The following is a 21935-nucleotide window of genomic DNA, read 5'->3' on the forward strand; positions in this document are numbered from 1 at the left end:
CTTGTCGACCCAGTCTTGCCGGCCCATGGCGCCTCCTTTCAGGGGCAGGTTGTCGACGTCCTACGACGACGGCGGGCGTGCGGGTCCTCCCGCCCGCCGGCCGTCGTCCTTACGATGCAGGCCGGTCCCGCCACGGGACCGGTCGGCGTTCTGATCAGGGCGCGACGGCGACCTGTGCGGCGCGAACCACGCGCGTGCCGACGCGGAAGCCCGATCGCAGCACCATGGAGATGTGGTCTGCTTCCACACCCTCGGCCGGCTGCTGGAGCACGGCTTCGTGCACGTTGGGGTCGAAGGCCTCACCGATCTCGCCGATGCGCTCCAGGCCCTGCTTGTCCAACAGGCTCTCGAGCTTGGTGGCGATCGCGGCGAACGGACCGTCGGCCAGGTCCCCGGCGGCGCGGGCCGCGTCGATGTCGTCGAAGACCGGGAGCAACGAACCCAGAACCTCGCCCACCACGTGGTCGCGCAACTGGGTGCGCTCACGGTCCGTGCGGTTCTTGTAGTTCAGGAACTCCGCCTGCAAGCGGCGAAGGTCATCGAGGCGGTCCTCGGCCAGCTGGGCCAGTTCCGAATCCCCGGTCGATTCCGGATCCGCAACCGCAGGGTCGTGGTCGGCCGCCCGGGCGTCCTCGGTCTGCTCGGCGTTCAGGATCTCCTCCGCCGTGAGCGGGGACTCCTGATCGGCAGCCTGGTCCTGGGGCTCACCGTTCTGGGGCTCTTCGGGTGAAGTGCTCATGTTCCTACCTTTCTTGGTCGGGGACGGTGGTGGCCGGTTGCCCGGCCACCACCGTCAGAGGTCGATCACTTCTTGTTCTCGTCCTCGTCCACGACCTCGGCGTCGACGATGTCCTCGTCGTCCTGTGCCGCACCCGCAGCGTCACCATCGGTGCCCTCGGCGCCGGCGTCCTGCTGGGCGTAGACGGCTTCGCCGATCTTGCCCATGGAGCCCTGCAGCTTCTCGACCGCCGACTTCACGGCGTCGTCGTCATCGCCTTCGAGAGCGGTCTTGACGGCGTCGACGTCGCCCTGGACCTCGGTCTTGACGTCCTCGGAGAGCTTCTCATCGTTGTCCTTGATGAGCTTCTCGGTCGAGTAGGCCAGCTGCTCGGCGTTGTTGCGCATGTCGGCAGCCTCACGGCGGGCCTTGTCGGCCTCGGCGTTGGCCTCGGCGTCCTTGACCATGCGGTCGATATCCTCCTGCGACAGCGAGGTGCCGCCGGTGATGGTCATCGACTGCTCGGTGCCGGTGCCCTTGTCCTTGGCGGACACGTGCACGATGCCGTTGGCGTCGATGTCGAAGGTGACCTCGATCTGCGGCACGCCGCGCGGGGCCGGAGCGATGCCGGTCAGCTCGAAGGTGCCCAGGTTCTTGTTGTCCCGGGTGAACTCGCGCTCGCCCTGGAAGACCTGGATCGACACGGACGGCTGGTTGTCCTCAGCCGTGGTGTAGACCTGCGAACGCTTGGTCGGAATCGCGGTGTTGCGCTCGATCAGCTTGTTCATCACGCCACCCTTGGTCTCGATGCCCAGGGACAGCGGGGTCACGTCGATCAGCAGGACGTCCTTGCGGTCGCCCTTGAGCACGCCGGCCTGGATGGCGGCGCCCACGGCCACGACCTCGTCCGGGTTCACACCCTTGTTGGGCTCCTTGCCACCGGAGAGCTTCTTGACCTCCTCGACGACGGCGGGCATACGGGTGGAGCCACCCACGAGCACGACGTGGTCGATGTCGGAGAGCTTGATGCCGGCTTCCTTGATGACGTCCTCGAACGGCTTCTTGGTCCGGGCCAGCAGGTCGCTGGTCAGGTCCTCGAACTTGGCGCGGGACAGGGTCTCGTCCAGGTGGACGGGGCCCTCGGGGGTCACTGAGAGGTACTGCAGGGAGATGTTGGTCGAGGAGGCCGAGGAGAGTTCCTTCTTGGCCTGCTCGGCGGTCTCCTTGAGTCGCTGCAGGGCGATCTTGTCCTTGGACAGGTCCGCACCGGTCTTGGACTTGACCTGCTCGAGCAGCCAGTCGACGATCCGCTGGTCCCAGTCGTCGCCTCCAAGCCGGTTGTCACCGGCCGTGGCGCGCACCTGGATGGTGGAGAAGTCGTCCTCGTCCTTGCCGACTTCCAGCAGGGAGACGTCGAACGTGCCACCACCGAGGTCGAAGACCAGGATGAGCTCGTCCTCCTTGCCCTTCTCCAGACCGTAGGCCAGGGCTGCCGCGGTGGGCTCGTTGACGATGCGCAGGACGTTGAGGCCCGCGATCTCACCGGCCTCCTTGGTGGCCTGGCGCTCGGCGTCGTTGAAGTACGCCGGGACGGTGATCACCGCGTCCGTGACCTTGTCACCCAGGTAGGACTCGGCGTCGGCCTTGAGCTTCATGAGTGTGCGGGCCGAGATCTCCTGCGCGGTGTACTTCTTGCCGTCGATCTCCTGGGTCCAGTCGGTGCCCATGTGGCGCTTGACGGACGAGATGGTGCGATCGACGTTGGTCACCGCCTGACGCTTGGCCGTGGCACCCACCAGCGTCTCGCCGTCCTTGGAAAAGGCGACGACGGACGGGGTGGTGCGGGCACCTTCGGCGTTGGCGATGACGACGGGGTCGCCACCTTCGAGGGTCGAAACGACCGAGTTGGTGGTTCCGAGGTCGATGCCTACTGCACGGGACATTCCCATTCCTCCTCTGCCCTCACGGGCTGTCTTGTCTGCAACCGGGCCGCACGGCGACCCGGAGGTCTCAAATCTTGAGTTGTCCTGACTCAAGGATAGAACTTCCTGGTCTGCTGTCAACAAAGTTGAGTGAGTTCATATCAACTTTGTACATGACGTACGTCACGGTGTCCTAGTCGAATATGGAGAGCCGCATTCGTTGTTGCCGTCAGGTTGACTCACGAGACCCGCGCTCGGGTTCCGCGCTCAAGATCCATGGCAAGACATGAAAGGAAGGTCGTGGCCACGGAAGCACCTAAACTGAGGCGCATGTACCGCATCGCCACCGTGTGCACCGGTAACATCTGCCGGTCTCCCATGGCAGAACTCGCCCTCCGTCAGGCCTTCGATCAAGCAGGTCTGGGCGAGCGCGTCGTCGTCGACTCCGCAGGCATCTCCGAGGAAGAACTGGGCAATGGCGTGGACCCCCGCGCCGCTCGTCTCCTGGAGCGCCTGGGTCTTGACCCCAGCGGGCACCGAGCCCAGACAATCGATGACGACTGGCTGCAGGATCACGACCTGGTCCTGGCCATGGACACACCACATCTCCGCGCCTTGACTCGTTGGGTCGACCGCGCCGGGACGGGGCCAGAGGTCCACCTGTTCCGCTCCTTCGATGCCACCACGGCAGACCCGAAGGCTCCGACTCGCGACGACGCGGCCCTGGGCATCGCCGACCCCTGGTACGGAGACGAAGCGGGGTTCCAGGAGACCTGGGATCTCATCGCGGCGGCCGTGCCCGGGATCGTGGAACATGTGCGCGAACAGCTCGACCGTGTCCCGATCGAGGAACACGACCGGAACCTCTCCCGCACGACGACGGCCGGTGGTTGAGCGTGCAGGACGTCGAACTGCTCATGGACCCGGCGATCGCGGAACGCAATCCGTCGGGACTCGCGCTGATGCACCAGCTCGAGAACCCCACCCGTCGCCCGCATCTGATCGGCATCGACGGTCGGTCCGGCGCGGGAAAGACGAGCCTGGCCGAGCAGCTCTCCTCCGTCCTGTCCGTCACCCGCGACGTGGTGACCTTCCATCTCGAGGACATCTACCCCGGCTGGGACGGTCTGGCCCAAGGCATCGAGACGTACAACGAATCCATCATGGCCGCCCTGCGCGAGGAACAGGACGCGTACTGGGCGGCCTGGGACTGGCTGGCCAATTCCTCCGGCGGTCCGCGGCTAACCCGGTGCGCCGAGATCGTGATCCTGGAAGGCGTGGGGGCGTGCAACGCCGTGGCGCGCGAAGTCCTGGACGTTTCCGTCTGGGTCGAACTTCCGGAGAGCCAACGCCGGGCACGGGCGCTGAGCCGCGACGGCGCGTCCTACGAGCAGTACTGGGATCGTTGGGCCGCGCAAGAGGCGCTGTACCTGGAATCCGATCCCGTGTGGGAAGGCGCTGACATCATTCAGCCCGGCCCCACCGCCTGAGTCCCCACCGCCTGAGTCCGGACTGCCTGACTCCGGCACCGTCGCTGCGCACTGTCCGCAAAGGTGCGGCGGCGTCCCGCCGCCGACGCATCACTGCCAGATGAAGCGCTGCACCCCTGCCAAGTGGGAGGCGATCGGGGCACCCACGGCGAGCGCCAGGGTGATCACGAGCAGCAGGGCATCTGCGGCACCACGGCGAATGGGCCGGGCCCAGGTGCGGTCCCGTGCCTCCACCACGGAGCCGAAACCCCTGGCCTCCATGGTCACCGCCAGTCGCGTCGCGCGTCGCAGAGCCTGGACAAGGAGCCCGAAGGCGCGGCCACCCCATTCCGCGAGAACCGTCCCTGGGTTCCGTGACGCCCCCGCACCCCGCGCGCGACGTGCCGTCACCAGAACCTGCCATTGCTTGATCATCACCGACATGAGCCGCAGCCCCACCAGGGCGGCGATCACGAACCGCGCGGGCAGGCGCAGGGTGCGGGCGAGTCCGTCCGCCAGGTCGGTGGGATCCGTGGTGAGGAGCAGCATCAGCCCGGGCAGCGCCAGGGCGAGCCCGCGCAGTGAGATCGCGGCCCCGGCCGCGACCGACCCCTGAGTCAGCGTCATAGGCCCTACGGACACCAGCGGCGGGCCCGAGTCCTCGGCTAGGAGCGCGGTTCCCCACCCGGACAGCAGCGCGGCCAGGACCAGCGGCCAGGCGGCGAGCAACAGCCGCAGGGGACGTTGACCCGCCAGCGACAGTGCCGCGAGTTCGCCCAGCAGGATCAGCCCCGAGGTGATGGGGTCCGCCGAAAGGATCAGCGGGACAGTCAGTGCGACGGCGCACGCGAGCTTGGTGAGTGCGTCACGGCGTTCGAGCCAGCCTCCACCGCCCCTGGTGGTCAGCGGAGCGGGAGCGTCCGGCTGCTCGACGGACGGCGCGGCGTGCAGCTCGATTTCCCGGGCACCCAGGGCGCGGATCAGGTCCCGGTCGTGGGTGACGACGACGACGGCTCGCCCCGCTCGCACCTGATCGGCCAGCAGGTCGACCACCGACCACCACGTCCGTGAATCCTGCCCGAAGGTCGGTTCATCCAGAACCAGGATGTCGGGAGCAGCGGCCATGACGGTTCCCACCGACAACCGCCGCTTCTGCCCTCCGGAGAGGGTGAACGGATTGGCCTCGGCCAGGTCCGTGAGTTCCAGGCGTTGGAGCAGTTCCTCGACCGTGGAGTCGATCCGGTCCTGAGACCACCCGGCTCGGCGGGGCCCCTCGGCCAGCTCGGCCCGGACGGATTGGGTGAGGAACTGGTGCTCGGGTTCCTGGAACACGGTGCCCACGCGAGTGACCAGTTCGCGGCCGGCCCACGCCGATGGATCCGCCACGGTGTCACCGGCCAGTGCGGGTTGGGCCTCGACCGTTCCGCCTGCCGGGACCAGAAGCCCCGCGAGGGTCAGGGCCAGGGTCGATTTCCCCACCCCGTTGTTCCCGGTCACCGCAGTTGCGCTCCCCCGGCGGACCGTGAGGTCCACGGGCCGCGCCGCCGGCGTTCCCGCGTTCAGGTGCTCTGGAACGGGCCTGCCACGGCGGGCCAGCCGTCGTCGTCCGGCGAGCGCCCGTGAGCCGGGCTGGTCCCGGGACACCTCGAGACCGACGGCGCGCAGCAACGGTTCACCGTCCGTCGCCGGACTCACGACCGGTTCAGGTGCGGGCGCATCGGGAACCCACACGCCGCGCTCGAGCAGCACCCGGCGCCGCCCGGGGTCCCCGAAGACCTGCCCCGGGGTGCCGTCGTGCTCCACACCGCCCGCGCCGAGCACGACGACCCGCTCGACCAGGTCCGTCCAGACCTCGGTGCGGTGCTCGACCACGATCAACGTCGCACCGGTCTGCACCGCGACCGCTTCGACGGCGTCGCGCACAGTGCGAACACCTTCGGGGTCGAGGTTGGCGGTGGGCTCGTCCAACAGGAGCAGCCTCGGCCGCATGGCGGTGACACCCGCCAGGGCGAGTCGCTGCTGTTGTCCACCGGACAGCGCCTCGGTGTCCCGGTCGAGCTCAACGGCCAGGCCGACGGCGTCCAGGGTCTCGGTGACCCTCGGCCAGATCTGCTCGGTCGGGACGGCCAGGTTCTCCGGACCGAAGGCGACGTCGTCGCCGACCCGCGCGAGCACGATCCCCGATTCGGGGTCCTGTTGGAGCAGCCCGGTCACGGTGGCCCGGTCGGCGGCCGGGGCGCCGTCGACGAGCAATTCTCCGAGCGGCCCCTCGGGGCCACCGGGCGCATCGCTTGCCCCTTGCTGAACCTCCAGCTCGTCGGTCTCGCGGCGTTCGAGGACACCGGCCAGTGCGTGGAGCAAGGTCGACTTGCCGACCCCGCTGGGGCCCACGAGCAGGACTTTCTCGCCCGGTCGGATCACCAGGTCCAGTCCACGGGGCGAAGGGAGAGCTCGCCCCGGATGCTGCCAGCCGAATCCCCGGGCTTCGACGAGTGCGCCCCCTGTGCCCTGAGCCGGTGTCTGTTCAGCGGAGCCCGACACCGCTGTTCCCGTCAACGCCCGGAAGCCAGGGCGGAAAGGACGCCGGTACCGCGCAGCGCCCGGACCAGCAGCCACATCGCCACACCCGCGATGACGGCACCCGAGAGGGTCGCCAGGGCCACGTACACCCCTTGGTGGGCAACCGGCCATTCGTAGTAGTAGAGCACGCACTCGGAGATGCTGCCGAACAGGCCGGACAAGGCACCCGCGGCCGCAGCCACGCCGAGGCCGGCCCGGCGGTACCGCACCGCGGCGAAGACCAGCTCGGCACCCAAACCTTGCACGATCCCGGAAATCACCACGGTCAGCCCGAAGTGAGTTCCCATGACACCTTCGAAGATCGCCGCGAGGAGTTCGCACAGCAGGGCGGCACCCGGTTTGCGGATGATGAGCCCGCCCAGGGTCCCGGCCACGAGCCATCCACCGAGCATCAGACCGGCGGCGGGCGGATACGCCACGGACGCACCGGTGATCACGGGGTAGATCAGATTGGACCAGGCCCAGAAGATCACGCCACCGGCTGCGGCCAGGACGGCCAGCACCACCAGGTCCACCACCCGCCAGCGCAACGCGGCACCGGTGCGGGTCGCCCGGCGTGGAGAACCGTTCGAGCCGGTTCCCGGGCTGTGAGATGTTGTTGAGGTCATGGCTTCCTCCTGCGGGGACGGACCGTCAGTCCGTCCCGGTCTCAGGAGGGGGAGGTGGGCACCGGACGCAGCCGGTGCAACACCTCGAGATACTCGACTCCCTTCGCCGGTACTAACCGGATCAGGTTCGAGGGTCTGCGGTCTCCCGCACTCTCAGCGCTCGCGCGCTCCCCTGTCGTTCGTTTTCAGTGCGTGCCCACTCTACCAATGCGCGAAGGCCGGTTGCCGCCCGTTCTCACGGGTTGGCAACCGGCCCTCGACGACCGTCGGCAAGGGGCCGGGTGTCAGGACTCGCCCTGGTTGCTTTGCATCTTGGTGACCTGACGGGTCACTGCCACACGCACCACCGTGGTGACCACGCCGGTGATCACGGCCCACAGCAGGATGTCAGCCCACCGCTCCTCAGGATCCGGGTTCTTGGCGGGCGGCGGGTTACCGGTGAGCTTTGCCCACACGGCACCCAGTCCCTTGTTCGCCGCCGTGACGCCCGCGAGGGACGCCGCGGTTCCGGCCAGGCCCACAACCTTGTCGTTCATGTTCTCTCCTTACCCGGACGCGCAGGTCCGTGGTGGACGGGTGGCACGCCCAGTCCTAGCAGGACCGGGTGCACCAACGCGGTTCATGACAAACACTAGCGCGACTGGTCCTCCGAGCCATCAGCCCACTGCTCAAGTTGTGATTCGACCGGCGTGTTTTCGCGCAGAGCAATCGCCAGTTCGTCCTTGACCACGCCTTCCTCCTTGACGTGCTTGCTCCGGTAGCTGGCCCGTCCCACCATGTGAGCGCTGACGGGTGCCGTCAGGAGCATGAACACCCACCCCAGCAGGGCCAGCGGCAGCAGGGCCCACGCCCGGTTCATGACGATCACGGCCAGCAGGACGCACAACAACCCGAGCACCTGGGGCTTGGTGGCCGCGTGCATACGCGTGAGGACATCCGGCAGTCGGACCAACCCCACCCCGGCGGCGAACGCCATGAGGCACCCCACCAGCAGTAATACGGATCCGACGACGTCCAGAACGGTCTGCATCATCGGCCCTCCGTCGCGGACGTGTCCTGCGTGCTCTGCCGCGGCGCCTCCGCGTCCTCCCAGGCCGAACCGCCACGACCCGCGTCCGGGTGTCGAGAGGGACGGGACTGCACGAATCGTGCGAAGGTCACGGAGGCCAGGAAACCCACCAGGGAGATCATCACCGTGAGAATCATGTAGTCCGTGGTGCCCTTCCACACCATGTCCACGCACACGGCCGCGGCCACGATGGCCAGCAGCACGTCACTGGCCAAGACACGGTCCAGCAGGGACGGCCCCTTGACCAGCCGGTACAGGACACCGACGGCGCCGCCGGAGAGCAGGAGCACCGCGGTCACCAGAACATAGGGGTTCACGCTTCCACCTCCGAACGCCGGGGTGAGCTCAGGACGGCCAGGGGCCGACGTCGCCCCAGTCGTTGATCCTCCGCCTTGAGCAGGTCCAGCTCCTCCCGGGTGCCGATCACCCTGATCCACGCCGCCTCGGTCCGCAGCACACCGTTGCGGAAGGCTTCCACGTCGGCGTCGTCGTCGACGTCCAGGGCATGGAAGTAGAGCGTTGCCGTGGATCGGTCGACCTCGATCAACACGGAACCCGGGATCACCCCCGTGGTGTTGCCGACGGCAGCGATCATGAGGTCGTTGACCGTGCGGAGTTTGACCGCGACCAGTGCGCTCCGGACGTTGGGGCCCTTGCGGATCGCGACCCACAGAACCTGGAAGCTGGCCTTGACCACCTGGTACAGGAACGTGACAGCCATGACCACGGCCTGGAGAACGTTGAAGCGATGGGACAGGGCGACCGGAGGCAGTGCCAGGACGCGGGTGACCAGCAGGGCGAAGATCACACCGACCACCAGGTTCTTGACCGTCAGCTCCCCCCACAGAACGGCCCAGACCACCACGAGCCACAGGATCAGGGGGATCTCGACGACGAACCGGTGGGTGCGGCGCGGACCACCGCGGGACTCTGCTCCGGATTCGGCTCGGTTGCTGTTCACGGTGCCACCTCCCGGCCGTCTGAGTCCCCGTCACCGGCCGCTTGCTCCACCGGTCCCGACGGCGCCCCCTCCGGGCCCAGTACGGCTTCGACGTAGGCGCCCGGATTCACCAGGTTCTCGGCCGCGTTGTCCGCCACGGCGAACAACGGGCCGGCGAAGACGGTCAAGGCCACACCGATCACGACCAGCACGGCGGTCGGCCACACCATGAGGCGCGGGAGCAGGCTCACGGTCTGCCTGCCGCCCTCGTCCCGGGTGAGGGTCTGCACGGCCCCGGCACCCCAATGGCCTTCGCGGCTGGGGGCCAGGAGCACGGGGTCGGGGAAATCGGCGTCGTCCGTGGTGCGCAGGAACACGCGGTTCCACACGCGCATGAGTGCGATCAGCGTGAGCAGCGAGGTGAGCACCGCCCCGGAGATCACCACGTAGGTCTGCCACGTCGCGTTGTCCACACCGGCCTGGAACAACCCGATCTTGCCCAGGAACCCGGAGAACGGCGGGATGCCCCCCAGGTTGAGGGCTGGGATCATGTAGAGCACCGCCAGCACCGGGGCCAGCCGCGCCATGCCTCCCAGACGATCGGAGTTCGTGGACCCGCCCCGGCGTTCGATCAGCCCCGCGACCAGGAAGAGGCTGGTCTGGATGATGATGTGGTGGCCCACGTAGTAGACCACCGCGGCGAATCCCGCCGCCGTGCCCACCGCGATCCCGAAGACCATGTACCCGATGTGGCTCACCAGCGTGAACGACAACAGACGCTTGACGTCGATCTGGGCCAGCGCGCCCAGGATCCCCACGACCATGGTCAGCAGGGACACCCACATCAACAATCCGTTGATCTGCTCGCCGGGAAACAGCAGCGTCTCGGTCCGGATGATCGAGTACACGCCCACCTTGGTCAGCAGTCCGGCGAACACGGCCGTCACGGGCGCGGAGGCGGTCGGGTAGGAGTCGGGCAGCCAGAACGACAGCGGGAACACCGCGGCCTTGATCCCGAAGGCCACCAACAGCATCAGGTGCAGCTGCATCTGCGTCCCCACGGGCAGATCTGCGAGTTTCAGGCAGAGATCCGCCATGTTCACCGTTCCGGTGGCCGCGTAGACCATGGCGATTGCGATCAGGAACAGCACGGAGGAAATGATGGACACGACCACGTAGGTCACGCCCGCGCGGATGCGCTGGGTTGTGCCGCCCATGGTCATGAGCACGTAGGAGGCCACCAGGAAGATCTCGAACCCCACGTAGAGGTTGAACAGGTCCCCCGCCAGGAACGCGTTGGAGACACCGGCCACCAGGATCAGGTACGTGGGGTGGAAGATCGAAATGGGGCCCTCGGAATCGCCGTCAGCCACACCCTGTCCGGTGGCGTAGATCAGAACCGCCAGGGACACGATCGTGGAGACCACCAGCATCACGGCCGAGAGCTGGTCCACGATCAGCACGATCCCGAACGGCGCCTCCCAGCCACCGAGGTTCACCGACGTGGGGGGCGCGTCCCAGGAGGTCGCCAGCACGAGCATTTCGACGGCGAGCGAGACCACCAGTGACCCGATGGCGACGAGGCGCTGCAACCGGTTGCGGTGGAAGAGCACCAGGGACAGGGCCGCGCCCACGAAGGGCACGATGATCGCCAGGGGGGCGAGCTGAGCGACGTCGATGCTCATCGGCGGTCCTCCTGTTTCTGCTCCTGGTCGCGGTACTGCTGGTCACGCAGATGGCGTTGTTCGTTCTCGCGCTCGTGCGCCTCGAGTTGCTCGTCGTCGAATTCGGAGGTGTCCTGCGGCAGGTCCGCGTCCTCCTCGTCCACGAAGGCGGACTGCGTGGCCACGCGACGGTCCTCGGCGTCGTCGGTGATCACGTCACGGCGGGACAGGGCCCAGGACCGGTAGATCAGGCCCAGCATGAACGCGGTCACGGCAAGGCCTATCACGATGGCGGTCAACACGAGGGCCTGCGGAAGGGGATCCGTGTAGCTGCGGGGATCCGTGCCCTCGGTGTACAGCGGCGCCAGGCCGGGGATCCCGGCGGCGTGCAGGATCAGCAGATTCGTGGCGTTGGTGAGCAGCATGAGTCCCAAGACCACGCGGGTCAGGGAGCGTTCGAGCACCAGGTAGACGCCCACGGAGTAGAGGACGCCCATCACGATCAGGAGGGTCAGATTGACGCTCATCGGGGGTCTCCTCCTTCCAGTGGGTCGAGGATCAGGGCGCCGGTGGTGGGTTCTGCGATCTCTGCGGGGCCCTCTCCTGGTTCTTCCCTGGTCACGGTGACAGAGCCGGTGCTGCCGGAATCCGCCGTGGGGCCGCGGGTCACCTTGATCCGCGCCCCGCCGCGTCCCTGGTCCTGACGACGGCGCCGGGCGATCTCGTCCTCGTGCTGACGGTCAACGTGCCCGCCCAGTGCACGCAGGATGTCCAGAACCAGCCCGATGACCACCAGATAGACACCGACGTCGAAGATCACGGAGGTCACCAGGTAGGCGTCACCGATCAACGGCAGCGTCGTCTCGAGCTTGTAGCTCTGCATGACGGACCCGCCGAAGAACACGGGGACCACGGCGTAGAGGCCGCACACGGCCAGACCGAGCCCCAGCATGGTGCCGGCATTGAACGGGGTGGCCCGCTCCAGTTCGTAACGCCCGCCGGCCAGGTACCGGAGGGTCAGGGCGAGCCCCGCCGTGAGACCGGCCGCGAATCCACCGCCCGGGAGGTTGTGCCCCGCCACCAGCAGGTACAGGGAGACCACCATGATCGTGTGGAACAGGAGCCGGGTGATCACCTCCAGCACGATCGAGCGGGATTCCGGGGCCATGGTGCGTCCCGCGATGATGTAGGGACTGCTCGTCTCCGATCGGAACACCCTTGCCGTCCGCGAGCCTTCCGACTGGATCGCCTGGGAGGCACGCTGCTGGATCTGCTGCAGCTGGGCGGTGTCCGGCACCGCGGCCCTACGGACCATGCGGTCCCCGCGGCCTTGTACGAACAGCAGTGAGGCCACACCCGTGGCCGCCACGACCACCACGGTGAGTTCACCGAAGGTGTCCCAGGCGCGGATGTCCACCAGGGTCACGTTGACGACGTTCGCGCCGTGGCCGATCTCGTAGGCGAGTTCCGGCATGTCCAGGGAGACGGGCGCGGCCGTGCGGGAGGCCATGGACATCGCGGTCAGCACGGTGATGAACGCGCCGAAGGTCACCGCGACCACGGCCCGCGGGAAACGCGTCCGATCTGATTTGGTGTCCCACACCGGGGCTGGCAGGGACCTGAGGGCCAAGACGAAGGCCACCAGGGCGATGGTCTCGACCAGGACCTGGGTCAGGGCCAGGTCCGGTGCGCCGTGCAGGGCGAAGATCATGACCATGCCGTACCCGGTCACGGACACCAGCAGGACCGCGAGGAACCGCTTCTGGACCTTGATCACGGCGATCGCCGCAACCACCATGACGGCGCCGGCGATGACCTGTCCCCAGGAATCCGCGAGTCGCATGGCTCCCAACGGCGGGGTCTCCTCCACGAACAACGCGACCACGGGAACCACGATGGCCGTGACCAGGATGACCGAGAGGTAGAAGCTCAGCGATCCGCGCTGGGTGCTGCCGGTGACCTTGACCGCGAATCGGTCGAGCTGGTCGATGACGCCGCGGTACACGCGTTCCCCGGCGGGCAGTTGCGGAATGGCCTTCTGGATCCTGGACACCTGGATCCGCAGCACGAACATGAGCAGCCCGAGTCCCAGCACGGTCGCGGACAGACCGAGGGCCGGGGTCAGACCGTGCCACCAGGACAGATACGTGCTCGGTTCGCCGGCGAAGGTTTCGACCCATGGAGCGAGGACGGCCCCCACGGGTTTCGGGTACAGCCCGTAGGCCACCGTGACCAGCGTCAGCACCGCGGCGGGTGCCTGGAACGCCCAGGACAGTCCGTGCGACGGCGTGCGCACGGGTCGGCCGTCGGAGCCCACGGGCAGGTCGGCGAACTCGCTTCGCTTGGTGGCAAAAGCGCCCCACACGAAGCGTGCGCTGTAGGCCACTGTGAGCACGGAGCCCAGCAGCACGCCCACCAGTCGGATCCAGGCGACGGCGGCGCCGTCGTGTTCGACGGCGTGCAGCAGACCTTCCAGCACCGCCTCCTTGGCCACGAACCCTCCGAGCAGGGGGAATCCGGCCATGGACGCGGCGGCGATCAGCGCGATCACGAGCAGTCCCCGCATGGGCTGATGGAGACCCGAGAGCTTGCGGATGTCACGGCTACCGGTCTGGTGGTCGATGACGCCCACCACCAGGAACAGCGTTGCCTTGAAGCAACCGTGGGCGAGCATGAGCGCCAGCCCGCCCAGGGCGGCGTCGGCCGTGCCCTGCCCCAGCACCAGGATCAGGAACCCGAGTTGGCTCACGGTGCCGTAGGCCAGGATCAGCTTGAGGTCGTACTGCCGTAGCGCCACCCACCCGCCGAACAGCATGGTCCCCAGGCCCATGACCAGCAGCATGGGCTGCCAGGCGGCGGTCTGCGAATAGGCGGGCGCGAACCGCGCCACGATGAAGACGCCGGCCTTGACCATGGCCGCGGCGTGCAGATACGCCGACACCGGGGTGGGTGCCGCCATGGCCGCGGGCAGCCAGAAGTGGAACGGAATGAGCGCGGACTTGGTCACCGCGCCGACCAGGAGCAGGGCCACCGCCGTGGAGACGAGTGACTCGTGGGCGGAGATGATCTGCGGGGCCTGCGCGATCAGTTCGGAGATCCGGTACGTGCCCCCGAGCTGGCCGAGCATCACCACACCCACGAGCATGGTCAACCCCCCGGCCGTGGTGATCACAAGTGCTTGCATGGCCGCGCGGCGCGCTGACATGCGCGTCCGGGCGTAGCCGATCAGCAGGAACGACAGGACGGAGGTGATCTCCCAGAAGATGAACATCAACATCAGGTCATCGGCGGTGACCAGGCCGAACATCACCCCGGCGAACACGACCAGCTGGGAGCCGAAGGATCCCTTGTCCGGTGAGTCCGCCGAGAAGTACCGCGCACAGTACGCCAGGACCAGCGACCCGACGCCCAGGACCAGCAGCGAGGTGGCCCAGGCCAGCGCATCCATTCGGAAGGCGAGTTCGAGGTCCAGGGCAGGCACCCAGTCCATGACATGAGTGGGGCCCTCACCCACGGACACGGACGGCCACCGGGTCAGCAACCAGACGAACGACGCCGCGGGAACGGCCGCCAAGACATAGAACGCGTTACGACCCAGGCGCCGGAAGATCACGGGCGCCACCAGTGCAGCCACGGCGTGGGCGACGAGCACTGTGAGCATGGCACCTCCGAGGCCTACGCTGGGGCGGTTACACCCGGCTCCGGGAGACGTGGAGCGTCCACTCCGCTCGGGAGCGACAGTCTCGTGGTCCGCACAGGGGTGTGGGGCCCGGACGCCGAGCGAGCCGCCACCGATCCTATCAATCGGACACTTTCAGCTTTTCGCCGGGTTACGCGATCGCTGTGATCCCGCGCACCGTAGCCTTGGCCCATGAGCACCGCCCCAGTGCAGCCGACCCCCCTGGCCACATCGCCGTCGGCGCCCCGATCCACCGTGCTGTCCTGGTACCTCTACGACGTCGCGGTGTCCGTGATCGACGCTCTGATGATCACGTTCGTCTTCACGACCTATCTGACCAGTTCCGCTTTCGGCACAACCGAGCACAACTCGAAGGTGCTGTCCGTCGGGACGGCCACGGCAGCCGTCCTGGTGGCCCTGCTGGCACCTGCGCTCGGCAGGCTCTCCGACCGCTCCGGCCGCAGGGCCCCCGGGATCGCCCTGTTCGGAGGCCTGTGTGTGCTGGCCACCGCGGCCTGCTTCGTGGTCGCACCCCACGAACGGTTCCTGCTGCTCGGTGTGGCCCTGCTCAGCGTGGCCACGGCGGCCAAGGAACTGGCCAACGTCGACTACTACGCGGTGCTCCCGACGCTGGCTCCGGCGGACAAGGTGGGCAGGATCAGCGGCCGCGGCTGGGGTTTCGGGTACATCGGCTCGATCCTGGCGACGGCGTTCGTCCTGTTCGGCTTCATCAGCCCGGGCTTCCTGGGTCTCCCGACGCACGAAGCACTCAACGTTCGCGCGGTCGCACTGTTCTGTGCGCTCTGGTGCGCCGCACTTGCGGTACCACTGGTGGTAGCCCTCTGGCGCCGCGAGCGCGGCACGGCTCAGGGCCCGGGCGAAGGGCCCGCGAGGACTCGAGTCCCGCGGGCCGGGCTGGTCGAGGCCTACCGGGAGATCGCCGCCATGGTGGCCGACCTCTGGCGCAAGGACCGCACGGCCCTGTTCTTCCTGATGGCCTCGGCGGTCTTCCGCGACGGGCTCTCTGGCATCTTCACCTTCGGCGGTGTGATCGCCGCGGGGACGTTCGGATTCTCCCTGGCGCAGGTCATGACGTTCGCGATCGTGGCGAACCTCGCGGCCGGCCTGGGAGCCCTGCTCGGTGGTCAGCTGGATGACCGGTTCGGACCCAAGTCCGTGATCGTCACGGCACTGGTCTGGGTGATCGCCTTCGCCACCCCGTTGTTGTTTCTGACCTCGCACCTGGCGTTCTGGGTGTGTGCGATCGCTCTGAGTCTTGCCGTCGGTCCCGCCCAGGCTTCGGCTCGGGCGTATCTCTCGCGGCTGACCACCCCCGGCACCGAAGGCGCGCTCTACGGCCTGTACGCGACCACGGGCCGCGCGGCGAGTTTCCTGGCTCCCGCGTTGTTCGGGCTGGCCATCCATTTCACGGGGCAACAGCGGTGGGGCATCCTCGGCATCATGCTCGTTGTGGCACTGGGGCTGGCGATGCTGCTGCCCCTACCGGACCCTCGCCGTCGTACCGTGATCGACTGAATGCCGTACCCACGGTGGTCGGCGGCGCCGGTCAGATCTTGGTGCGGTGGAAGTTGAGGTGAGAGCGCGAGGCCGTGGGGCCGCGCTGCCCCTGGTATCGGTTCTTGTGGTCTCCCGTCCCGTACGGGAAGTCGGCGGGTGAGGACAACCGGAAGAAGCACAGCTGCCCCACCTTGGACCCGGGCCACAGCTTGATGGGCAGGGTGGCCATGTTCGACAACTCCAGGGTCACGTGGCCGCTGAACCCCGGGTCGATGAATCCGGCGGTCGAATGGGTCAACAGACCGAGACGCCCCAGGGAGGACTTCCCTTCGAGGCGGGCGGCGACGTCGTCCGGCAGAGTCACCTTCTCGTAGGTGGCTCCCAGGACGAACTCCCCCGGATGCAGGACGAACGGCTCCTCGGGATCCACCTCGACCAGGCGGGTCAGATCGGGCTGGTCCTCCGCGGGGTCGATCACCGCGTACTTGTGGTTGTCGAACAGCCGGAACCAGCGGTCCAGGCGCACGTCGATGCTCGAAGGCTGGATCATCTCCGGAACGTAGGGGTCCAACTGGACCCGTCCGGCCTCGAGTTCCGCGCGAATGTCACGATCAGAGAGCAGCACGCGGCCCACGCTAGCGCACCGAGCGGCCGGGCGGTTGAGCCCTGGGCTGATCGAGTTGACGTGGTTGTCACGGGCTCACTAAAGTCGGGCAGTGCATTCAGGCACGTAAGAGGTTCTTCTCGTAAACTCGGTCCTCGGACCGTTGCGAACGCACCTCTGACACCTTGCGGCTGTAGCTCAATGGTAGAGCGCACGCTTCCCAAGCCTGATACGCGGGTTCGATTCCCGTCAGCCGCTCCACACCATGGAAAGCGCCCGTGGCCTCCCAGGTCGACGGGCGTTTTTCATGCGGAGTGACCGACATTTCGGGACGGCACCCGCGGTGATGCGCGGCGCAAGTGCTGTGGATCGAGTGCCTGTGTCAAGTGCCGATATCAGTTGAGGTGGATCGGAAGGAGACCCGCGTGAGCCCCGAACTCGGCCTGCCCGACGTACCGGGCAACCTGGCGCCCAGCGGTGCCCCGGCAGATCGGCTGACCACCCTGTGGGAGGCGGTCGTGGCCCGAGACCCGCGCCACTCCGACCGCTACATCCAGCGCTTCGAGACCATGCGCCATGAAGGCGCTGACCTCAACGGTGAAGCACGGCTCGTCGACGCCATGCTCGAACGCGGCAGCCGCGTGCTCGACGCCGGCTGCGGTCCGGGCCGGATCGGTGGCGAACTCGCCCGCCGCGGTCACTCGGTGGTCGGCGTCGACGTCGATCCCGTGCTCGTGGACGCGGCCCGCCGCGACCACCCGGAGGTGACCTGGGCCCACGGCGACCTGGCGCACCTGGACCTGCTGGACTCCGTTCTGAAGCCCGCGGGCACGCACGGATTCGACGCGATCGTGTGCGCGGGCAACGTCATGACTTTCCTGGCACCCGGCACCTACGGCGCGGTCCTCGACGGGTTCCGCGACCACCTTGCCCCCGACGGGCGTGCGGTGATCGGGTTCGGGAGCGGCCGCGGCTACGATCCTGAACAGTTCTTCGACGACGCCGCGGAAGCCGGCTTCACCTCGATCCAACGGTTCTCCACGTGGGACCTTCGCCCCTACCGCAGGGACAGCGACTTCCTCGTCGCCGTCCTCGGCACCGGGGCCTGACCCGCCCCCTCTCGACCCGCTTCGGTCCAACCAGGTCCAAATCGGTCCAACCAGGTCCAGCCACCGTCCATCACCCCGCTCGTCAGAGCACTCCACCAACCGGCCGCCGCGCGCCACCCGCGCACCGGCCCAGTCGTTCTCGGGAGGCGCCATGTTGCGCACCATGTTCACCGGCAAGATCCACCGCGCCACGGTCACCCACGCGGACCTCGACTACGTCGGCTCCGTGACCATCGACCTGGACCTGCTCGAGGCCGCCGACATCCTTCCCGGCCAGCAGGTCCAGATCGTGGACGTCACCAACGGCGCCCGACTGGAGACCTACACCATCCCGGGTGAACGCGGGTCCGGCGTCATCGGCATCAACGGCGCCGCAGCACACCTGGTCCACCCGGGGGACGTGGTCATCCTGATCGCCTACGCCCAGATGGAGGACGCAGAGGCCCGGGCTTTCGTGCCCCACGTCGTCCATGTCGACGCGAAGAACCGGATGGTGCACCTCGGGGAGGACCCCGCGGAAGCAGTCCTCGACGACGTCCGCACCCCCGCGGGCGCCATCGTCAATCACTGATCCGTGGCGGGGGTTCTGGCCGGTTTCGCGGTCATCTGGACGATCATCCTGGTCGGCGCCCTGGTCGGGCGCGCCGGGGTCCTCGGCGAGGGCGGCCAACGGACCCTCAGCCAGTTCGCGTTCTGGGTCGCCTCCCCCTGCCTTCTGTTCCTGACCGTCTCCGAGGCGGACATCGCGGTCATCCTCTCGGCCCCGCTGGCCGTGGCCATGCTTTCCGCGTGGGGCACGGCCGCACTGTGGTGGGGTCTGTACGGCACCTACCGGCGCGTGCGTCGTCGCGCCAACCACCCGGACACCCCCGCGACTTCGCGGCCCACGGTGCGCGATGGCGTCCGGATCCGGGACGAGGAGCACCGCCCCGGACTCGGTCAGATCGTGATGTCCGGCCAGACCGCATCGCAGGTCAACTCGGCGAACCTGGGCATCCCGTTGACCACGTTCGTGCTGGGCGACCCGTCCTACGTCGTACCCGTCATCCTGTTCCAGCTGGCCATCAACACCCCGGTGTACCTGACGATCATGGACGTCGCCGTTCTGGGCCGACGCCCCAATATCGTGTCGATCCTGCGATCGGTGTTCACCAACCCCATGGTCATGGGTTCCCTCCTGGGAGTCCTGTTCGCGGCCATGGACTGGCACCTGCCCAGGATCGCGGAACAACCGGTCGAACTGATCGCCGGGGCGGCGATCCCGTGCATGCTCGCCGCCTTCGGCATGTCCCTGACGCAGCACCGTCCACTGGAGGGCTCACGGGCGCACAAGGTTCAGGTCGCGGTCCTCAGCGTCCTCAAACTCGTGGTGATGCCGGCACTGGCCTGGCTGATCGGGCTGGCCATGGGGCTGGAGGGCACCACGTTGTACGGGGTCGTACTCATGGCGGCCCTGCCCACGGCGCAGAACATCTACGTTGCTGCGATTCGTTACCGCACCGCGGAAGCGGTGTCCCGCGACGTGGTCCTGGTGACCTCCGTGGTGGCCATGGCGACGATGGCCCTGGTCGCGCTGGTCCTGGCCTGACCCCGACCCGCCCCACTCCTCCGAGGCCCGGAACGGCGCCGCGTTACTAGCAGGTAGCGCCCACCTGAAGCAAACCTTGAAGTGACCTGAACGCCACCTCGGAAACACGAAGTTCTCGATTGTGTTGAGATTCACAGTCCAGAGTAATCTGGCGTTTTGTCAGAGGGTGCGGCCGCCGTCGCGGCGAATTCCTCTGCGCTTGAAAACAACGGAGGAACTCGTGACAGCAAAACCCCACAGGCGTGCCCTGCGTGCGGTTGCGGTGGCCGCGGTCGGTGCATTCGTCATGGCAGGATGCGCATCCGACGACGGCGGACCGGTCCAACTGACCTGGTACATCAACCCGGACGCCGGCGGACAGGCAGAGCTTGCCAAGCAATGCTCTGACGCGTCGAACGGCGCCTACAACATCAGCACTTCACTTCTACCGCGCGATGCCGCGAGCCAGCGTGAACAGCTTGCCCGCCGTCTGGCCGCCGGCGACACCACCATGGACATCATGAGCCTGGACCCGCCCTTCATTCCCGAACTGGCGGAGCCGGGATTCCTGGCCACGCCCCCGTCGGATCTGATCGACCGGACCACGAGCGACACCCTTGAGGGCGCAGCAGCCGGTGCACAGTGGAACGGTGAGTACGTGACCGTTCCGTTCTGGGCCAACACGCAGCTGCTCTTCTACCGGAAGTCCGTGGCGGAAGCCGCCGGCCTGGACATGTCCAAGCCGGTGACGTGGGACGTGATCATGGACGCCGCCGAGTCCCAGGACAAGTACCTGGGCGTGCAGGGCATCCAGGGCGAGTCCATGACCGTGTGGGTCAACGGCCTGATCGAATCGGCCGGGGGCTCGATCGTCGAAGGCGACGCCGCCAGCGTCGACGGCCTGTCGATCAACCTCGACTCCGAGGAGGGCAAGAAGGCGGCCGAGATCGTCGGGGGCATCGGTGAGCGCGGGCTCGGTGGCCCGGGCATCTCCTCCCAGGACGAGAACGCGGCCATGGCCCAGTTCCAGGGCGACAAGGGTTCGTTCATGGTCAACTGGCCGTTCATCTACTCGGCCACCGCTGCAGCGGTGGAGGAGGGCTCCGTCGATCAGTCCGTCCTGGACGACATCGGGTGGACCACCTGGCCCGAGGTGGACAAGGGCACGGAGTCCGCACCGCCCCTGGGCGGCATCAACCTGGGTGTGGGCGCAGATTCCCAGCACCAGGAAGAAGCTTGGGACGCCATCGAGTGCATCACCACGCCCGAGAACCAGGCGCAGTACATGGTCTCCAACGGCAACCCCGCCGCGTCGTCGGCCGCCTATGACGATCCCGCCGTTCGGGAAGCGTTCCCCATGTACCAGACCATCAGGGATTCCCTGGACATGGCTGCCCCACGCCCCCAGACCCCGTACTACAACGAGGTCTCCTCGGGCATCCAGGAGACCTGGACGCCCATCAACGAGGTCAATGAGAACACCCCGGCCGAGTCCGAAGAGTTCATCATGTCCGTGCTGAACGGAGAGTCCCTGCTGTGAGCACCACAACTCAAAGCCCCTCCACGCGTCGTGACGCCCAGGGCAAGGCACCCCTCTCCGATCGCACCCGTGCCGAACGGCGCCTGGGATGGATGCTGGCCGGACCGGCCTTCCTGGTCATGCTGCTGGTGACCATGTACCCGATCGTCCAGGCGCTGTGGGATTCGCTGTTCTCCTACCGTCTGACCGCACCGGATGATCGCAGTTTCGTGTTCCTGCAGAACTACTGGACCGTACTGACAGACCCGGTGTTCCTGCGTGACCTGGGTGTGACGGTTCTGATCACCGTCATCACCGTGGCCGTGGAACTGGTCCTGGGCTTCGCCCTGGCGCTGGTCATGAACAACGTGATCAAGTCCTTCCGCGGCATCGTCCGCACCGCGATCCTGGTGCCCTACGGCATCATCACCGTGGTCTCGGCCTTCGCGTGGTTCTACGCCTTCGACATCAACACGGGCTACGTGAACAACTGGTTCGGTTGGCTGCCGATCATCGGCCCCGACTTCAACTGGTTCGGCCAGGGATGGTCCTCGTTGATCGTCATCATGGCTTCCGAGATCTGGAAGACCACCCCGTTCATCTCCCTGCTGCTGCTGGCCGGTCTGGCCCAGGTCCCGGGTGAGTTGAACGAGGCCGCCAAGGTGGACGGTGCCGGTTGGTGGCAGCGCATGTACAAGGTCACGCTGCCCTCCATGAAGGCCGCCATCATGGTCGCGGTCGTCTTCCGCGCCTTGGACGCCTTCCGAATCTTCGACAACATCTTCATCATGACCAACGGTCAGTACGGCACCGAGACGCTCTCGCTGCTGGCCTACCGCACCTCCATCACGCGCCTGGAGATCGGCCTCGGTTCTGCCGTGTCCGTGATCCTGTTCATCTGCGTGCTGCTGATCGCCTTCGTGGCGATGAAGGTGTTCAAGGTCGACCTCGCGGGAGGAAAGGGCTGAC

Annotated in this window: 20 protein-coding genes, 1 tRNA gene and 1 riboswitch; of the genes, 9 read left to right on the forward strand and 12 right to left on the reverse strand. The window is 67.4% G+C overall.

The window, feature by feature from the left end:
* Positions 1-154: 154 nt before the first annotated feature.
* Together GWK18_RS05375 and dnaK are read right to left on the reverse strand one after the other, a co-directional pair.
* On the reverse strand, positions 155-739 hold the full coding sequence (locus tag GWK18_RS05375; RefSeq protein ID WP_123823513.1) for a nucleotide exchange factor GrpE: 585 nt from the start codon (positions 737-739) through the stop codon (positions 155-157).
* Between the two features lie 65 nt (positions 740-804).
* Positions 805-2661 (reverse strand): molecular chaperone DnaK, encoded by a 1857-nt coding sequence (gene dnaK, locus GWK18_RS05380; protein WP_123823514.1) that lies wholly within the window; start codon positions 2659-2661, stop codon positions 805-807.
* A gap of 309 nt (positions 2662-2970) precedes the next feature.
* Here dnaK and GWK18_RS05385 point away from each other — a divergent pair, with 309 nt between their 5' ends.
* Complete coding sequence (locus GWK18_RS05385; protein ID WP_123823515.1) at positions 2971-3534, forward strand: low molecular weight protein-tyrosine-phosphatase; 564 nt, start codon at positions 2971-2973, stop codon at positions 3532-3534.
* A gap of 2 nt (positions 3535-3536) precedes the next feature.
* A complete protein-coding gene (locus tag GWK18_RS05390) occupies positions 3537-4130 on the forward strand; it encodes a hypothetical protein (protein WP_123823691.1) in 594 nt (197 codons plus the stop codon).
* 90 nt (positions 4131-4220) lie between these two features.
* Here the strand turns inward: GWK18_RS05390 and GWK18_RS13400 are convergent, their stop codons facing one another.
* The 9 genes from GWK18_RS13400 to GWK18_RS05435 form a co-directional block, all read right to left on the reverse strand.
* Positions 4221-6530 (reverse strand): ATP-binding cassette domain-containing protein, encoded by a 2310-nt coding sequence (locus tag GWK18_RS13400; RefSeq protein WP_348535842.1) that lies wholly within the window; start codon positions 6528-6530, stop codon positions 4221-4223.
* Between the two features lie 131 nt (positions 6531-6661).
* The gene (locus GWK18_RS05400) at positions 6662-7297 is read right to left on the reverse strand and encodes an ECF transporter S component (RefSeq protein WP_166833708.1); all 636 of its coding nucleotides are present in this window, start codon (positions 7295-7297) and stop codon (positions 6662-6664) included.
* Positions 7298-7378: 81 nt separating this feature from the next.
* A riboswitch (TPP riboswitch) is annotated at positions 7379-7481 on the reverse strand.
* A 100-nt stretch (positions 7482-7581) separates the two neighbouring features.
* Complete coding sequence (locus GWK18_RS05405) at positions 7582-7833, reverse strand: DUF4235 domain-containing protein (RefSeq protein WP_123823518.1); 252 nt, start codon at positions 7831-7833, stop codon at positions 7582-7584.
* Positions 7834-7928: 95 nt separating this feature from the next.
* Positions 7929-8330 carry a monovalent cation/H(+) antiporter subunit G gene (mnhG, locus tag GWK18_RS05410; protein ID WP_123823519.1) on the reverse strand — a complete coding sequence of 134 codons (402 nt, stop codon included), beginning with the start codon at positions 8328-8330 and terminating at the stop codon, positions 7929-7931.
* On the reverse strand, positions 8327-8683 hold the full coding sequence (locus tag GWK18_RS13405; RefSeq protein ID WP_123823520.1) for a monovalent cation/H+ antiporter complex subunit F: 357 nt from the start codon (positions 8681-8683) through the stop codon (positions 8327-8329). Before GWK18_RS13405 ends, mnhG begins: the two co-directional genes overlap by 4 nt.
* Positions 8680-9327: a Na+/H+ antiporter subunit E gene (locus tag GWK18_RS05420; protein WP_123823521.1), complete on the reverse strand. Its 648-nt coding sequence runs from the start codon at positions 9325-9327 to the stop codon at positions 8680-8682. The genes GWK18_RS13405 and GWK18_RS05420 overlap by 4 nt, the downstream gene beginning before the upstream one ends.
* The gene (locus GWK18_RS05425; RefSeq protein ID WP_166833711.1) at positions 9324-10991 is read right to left on the reverse strand and encodes a Na+/H+ antiporter subunit D; all 1668 of its coding nucleotides are present in this window, start codon (positions 10989-10991) and stop codon (positions 9324-9326) included. The genes GWK18_RS05420 and GWK18_RS05425 overlap by 4 nt, the downstream gene beginning before the upstream one ends.
* Positions 10988-11497 (reverse strand): Na(+)/H(+) antiporter subunit C, encoded by a 510-nt coding sequence (locus GWK18_RS05430; RefSeq protein WP_123823523.1) that lies wholly within the window; start codon positions 11495-11497, stop codon positions 10988-10990. Before GWK18_RS05430 ends, GWK18_RS05425 begins: the two co-directional genes overlap by 4 nt.
* Positions 11494-14631, reverse strand: coding sequence for a Na+/H+ antiporter subunit A (locus GWK18_RS05435; protein WP_166833713.1), 3138 nt, complete (start codon positions 14629-14631; stop codon positions 11494-11496). Before GWK18_RS05435 ends, GWK18_RS05430 begins: the two co-directional genes overlap by 4 nt.
* 210 nt (positions 14632-14841) lie before the next feature.
* On the opposite strand from GWK18_RS05435, the gene GWK18_RS05440 reads away from it, so the two are divergent.
* Positions 14842-16185, forward strand: coding sequence for an MFS transporter (locus tag GWK18_RS05440; RefSeq protein ID WP_166833715.1), 1344 nt, complete (start codon positions 14842-14844; stop codon positions 16183-16185).
* Positions 16186-16216: 31 nt separating this feature from the next.
* On the opposite strand, the gene dcd is transcribed toward GWK18_RS05440, so the two are convergent.
* Positions 16217-16792, reverse strand: a complete 576-nt coding sequence (gene dcd, locus GWK18_RS05445) for a dCTP deaminase (RefSeq protein WP_166833717.1) — start codon at positions 16790-16792, stop codon at positions 16217-16219.
* Between the two features lie 166 nt (positions 16793-16958).
* On the opposite strand from dcd, the gene GWK18_RS05450 reads away from it, so the two are divergent.
* The 6 genes from GWK18_RS05450 to GWK18_RS05475 all read left to right on the forward strand — a co-directional run bounded on the left by GWK18_RS05450 (position 16959) and on the right by GWK18_RS05475 (position 21934).
* Positions 16959-17032 (forward strand) — tRNA-Gly (locus GWK18_RS05450).
* 233 nt (positions 17033-17265) lie between these two features.
* Positions 17266-17880: a class I SAM-dependent methyltransferase gene (locus GWK18_RS05455; protein WP_245192913.1), complete on the forward strand. Its 615-nt coding sequence runs from the start codon at positions 17266-17268 to the stop codon at positions 17878-17880.
* A 151-nt stretch (positions 17881-18031) separates the two neighbouring features.
* On the forward strand, positions 18032-18451 hold the full coding sequence (gene panD / locus GWK18_RS05460; RefSeq protein ID WP_123823527.1) for an aspartate 1-decarboxylase: 420 nt from the start codon (positions 18032-18034) through the stop codon (positions 18449-18451).
* A gap of 3 nt (positions 18452-18454) precedes the next feature.
* Complete coding sequence (locus GWK18_RS05465; RefSeq protein WP_166833719.1) at positions 18455-19468, forward strand: AEC family transporter; 1014 nt, start codon at positions 18455-18457, stop codon at positions 19466-19468.
* Between the two features lie 286 nt (positions 19469-19754).
* Positions 19755-20987 carry an extracellular solute-binding protein gene (locus GWK18_RS05470; protein WP_166833787.1) on the forward strand — a complete coding sequence of 411 codons (1233 nt, stop codon included), beginning with the start codon at positions 19755-19757 and terminating at the stop codon, positions 20985-20987.
* Positions 20984-21934 carry a sugar ABC transporter permease gene (locus tag GWK18_RS05475; protein WP_166833721.1) on the forward strand — a complete coding sequence of 317 codons (951 nt, stop codon included), beginning with the start codon at positions 20984-20986 and terminating at the stop codon, positions 21932-21934. The genes GWK18_RS05470 and GWK18_RS05475 overlap by 4 nt, the downstream gene beginning before the upstream one ends.
* The last annotated feature ends 1 nt before the right edge of the window (position 21935 follow it).

The organism is Kocuria sp. JC486 (assembly GCF_011602805.1).
GTDB lineage: Bacteria > Actinomycetota > Actinomycetes > Actinomycetales > Micrococcaceae > Kocuria > Kocuria soli.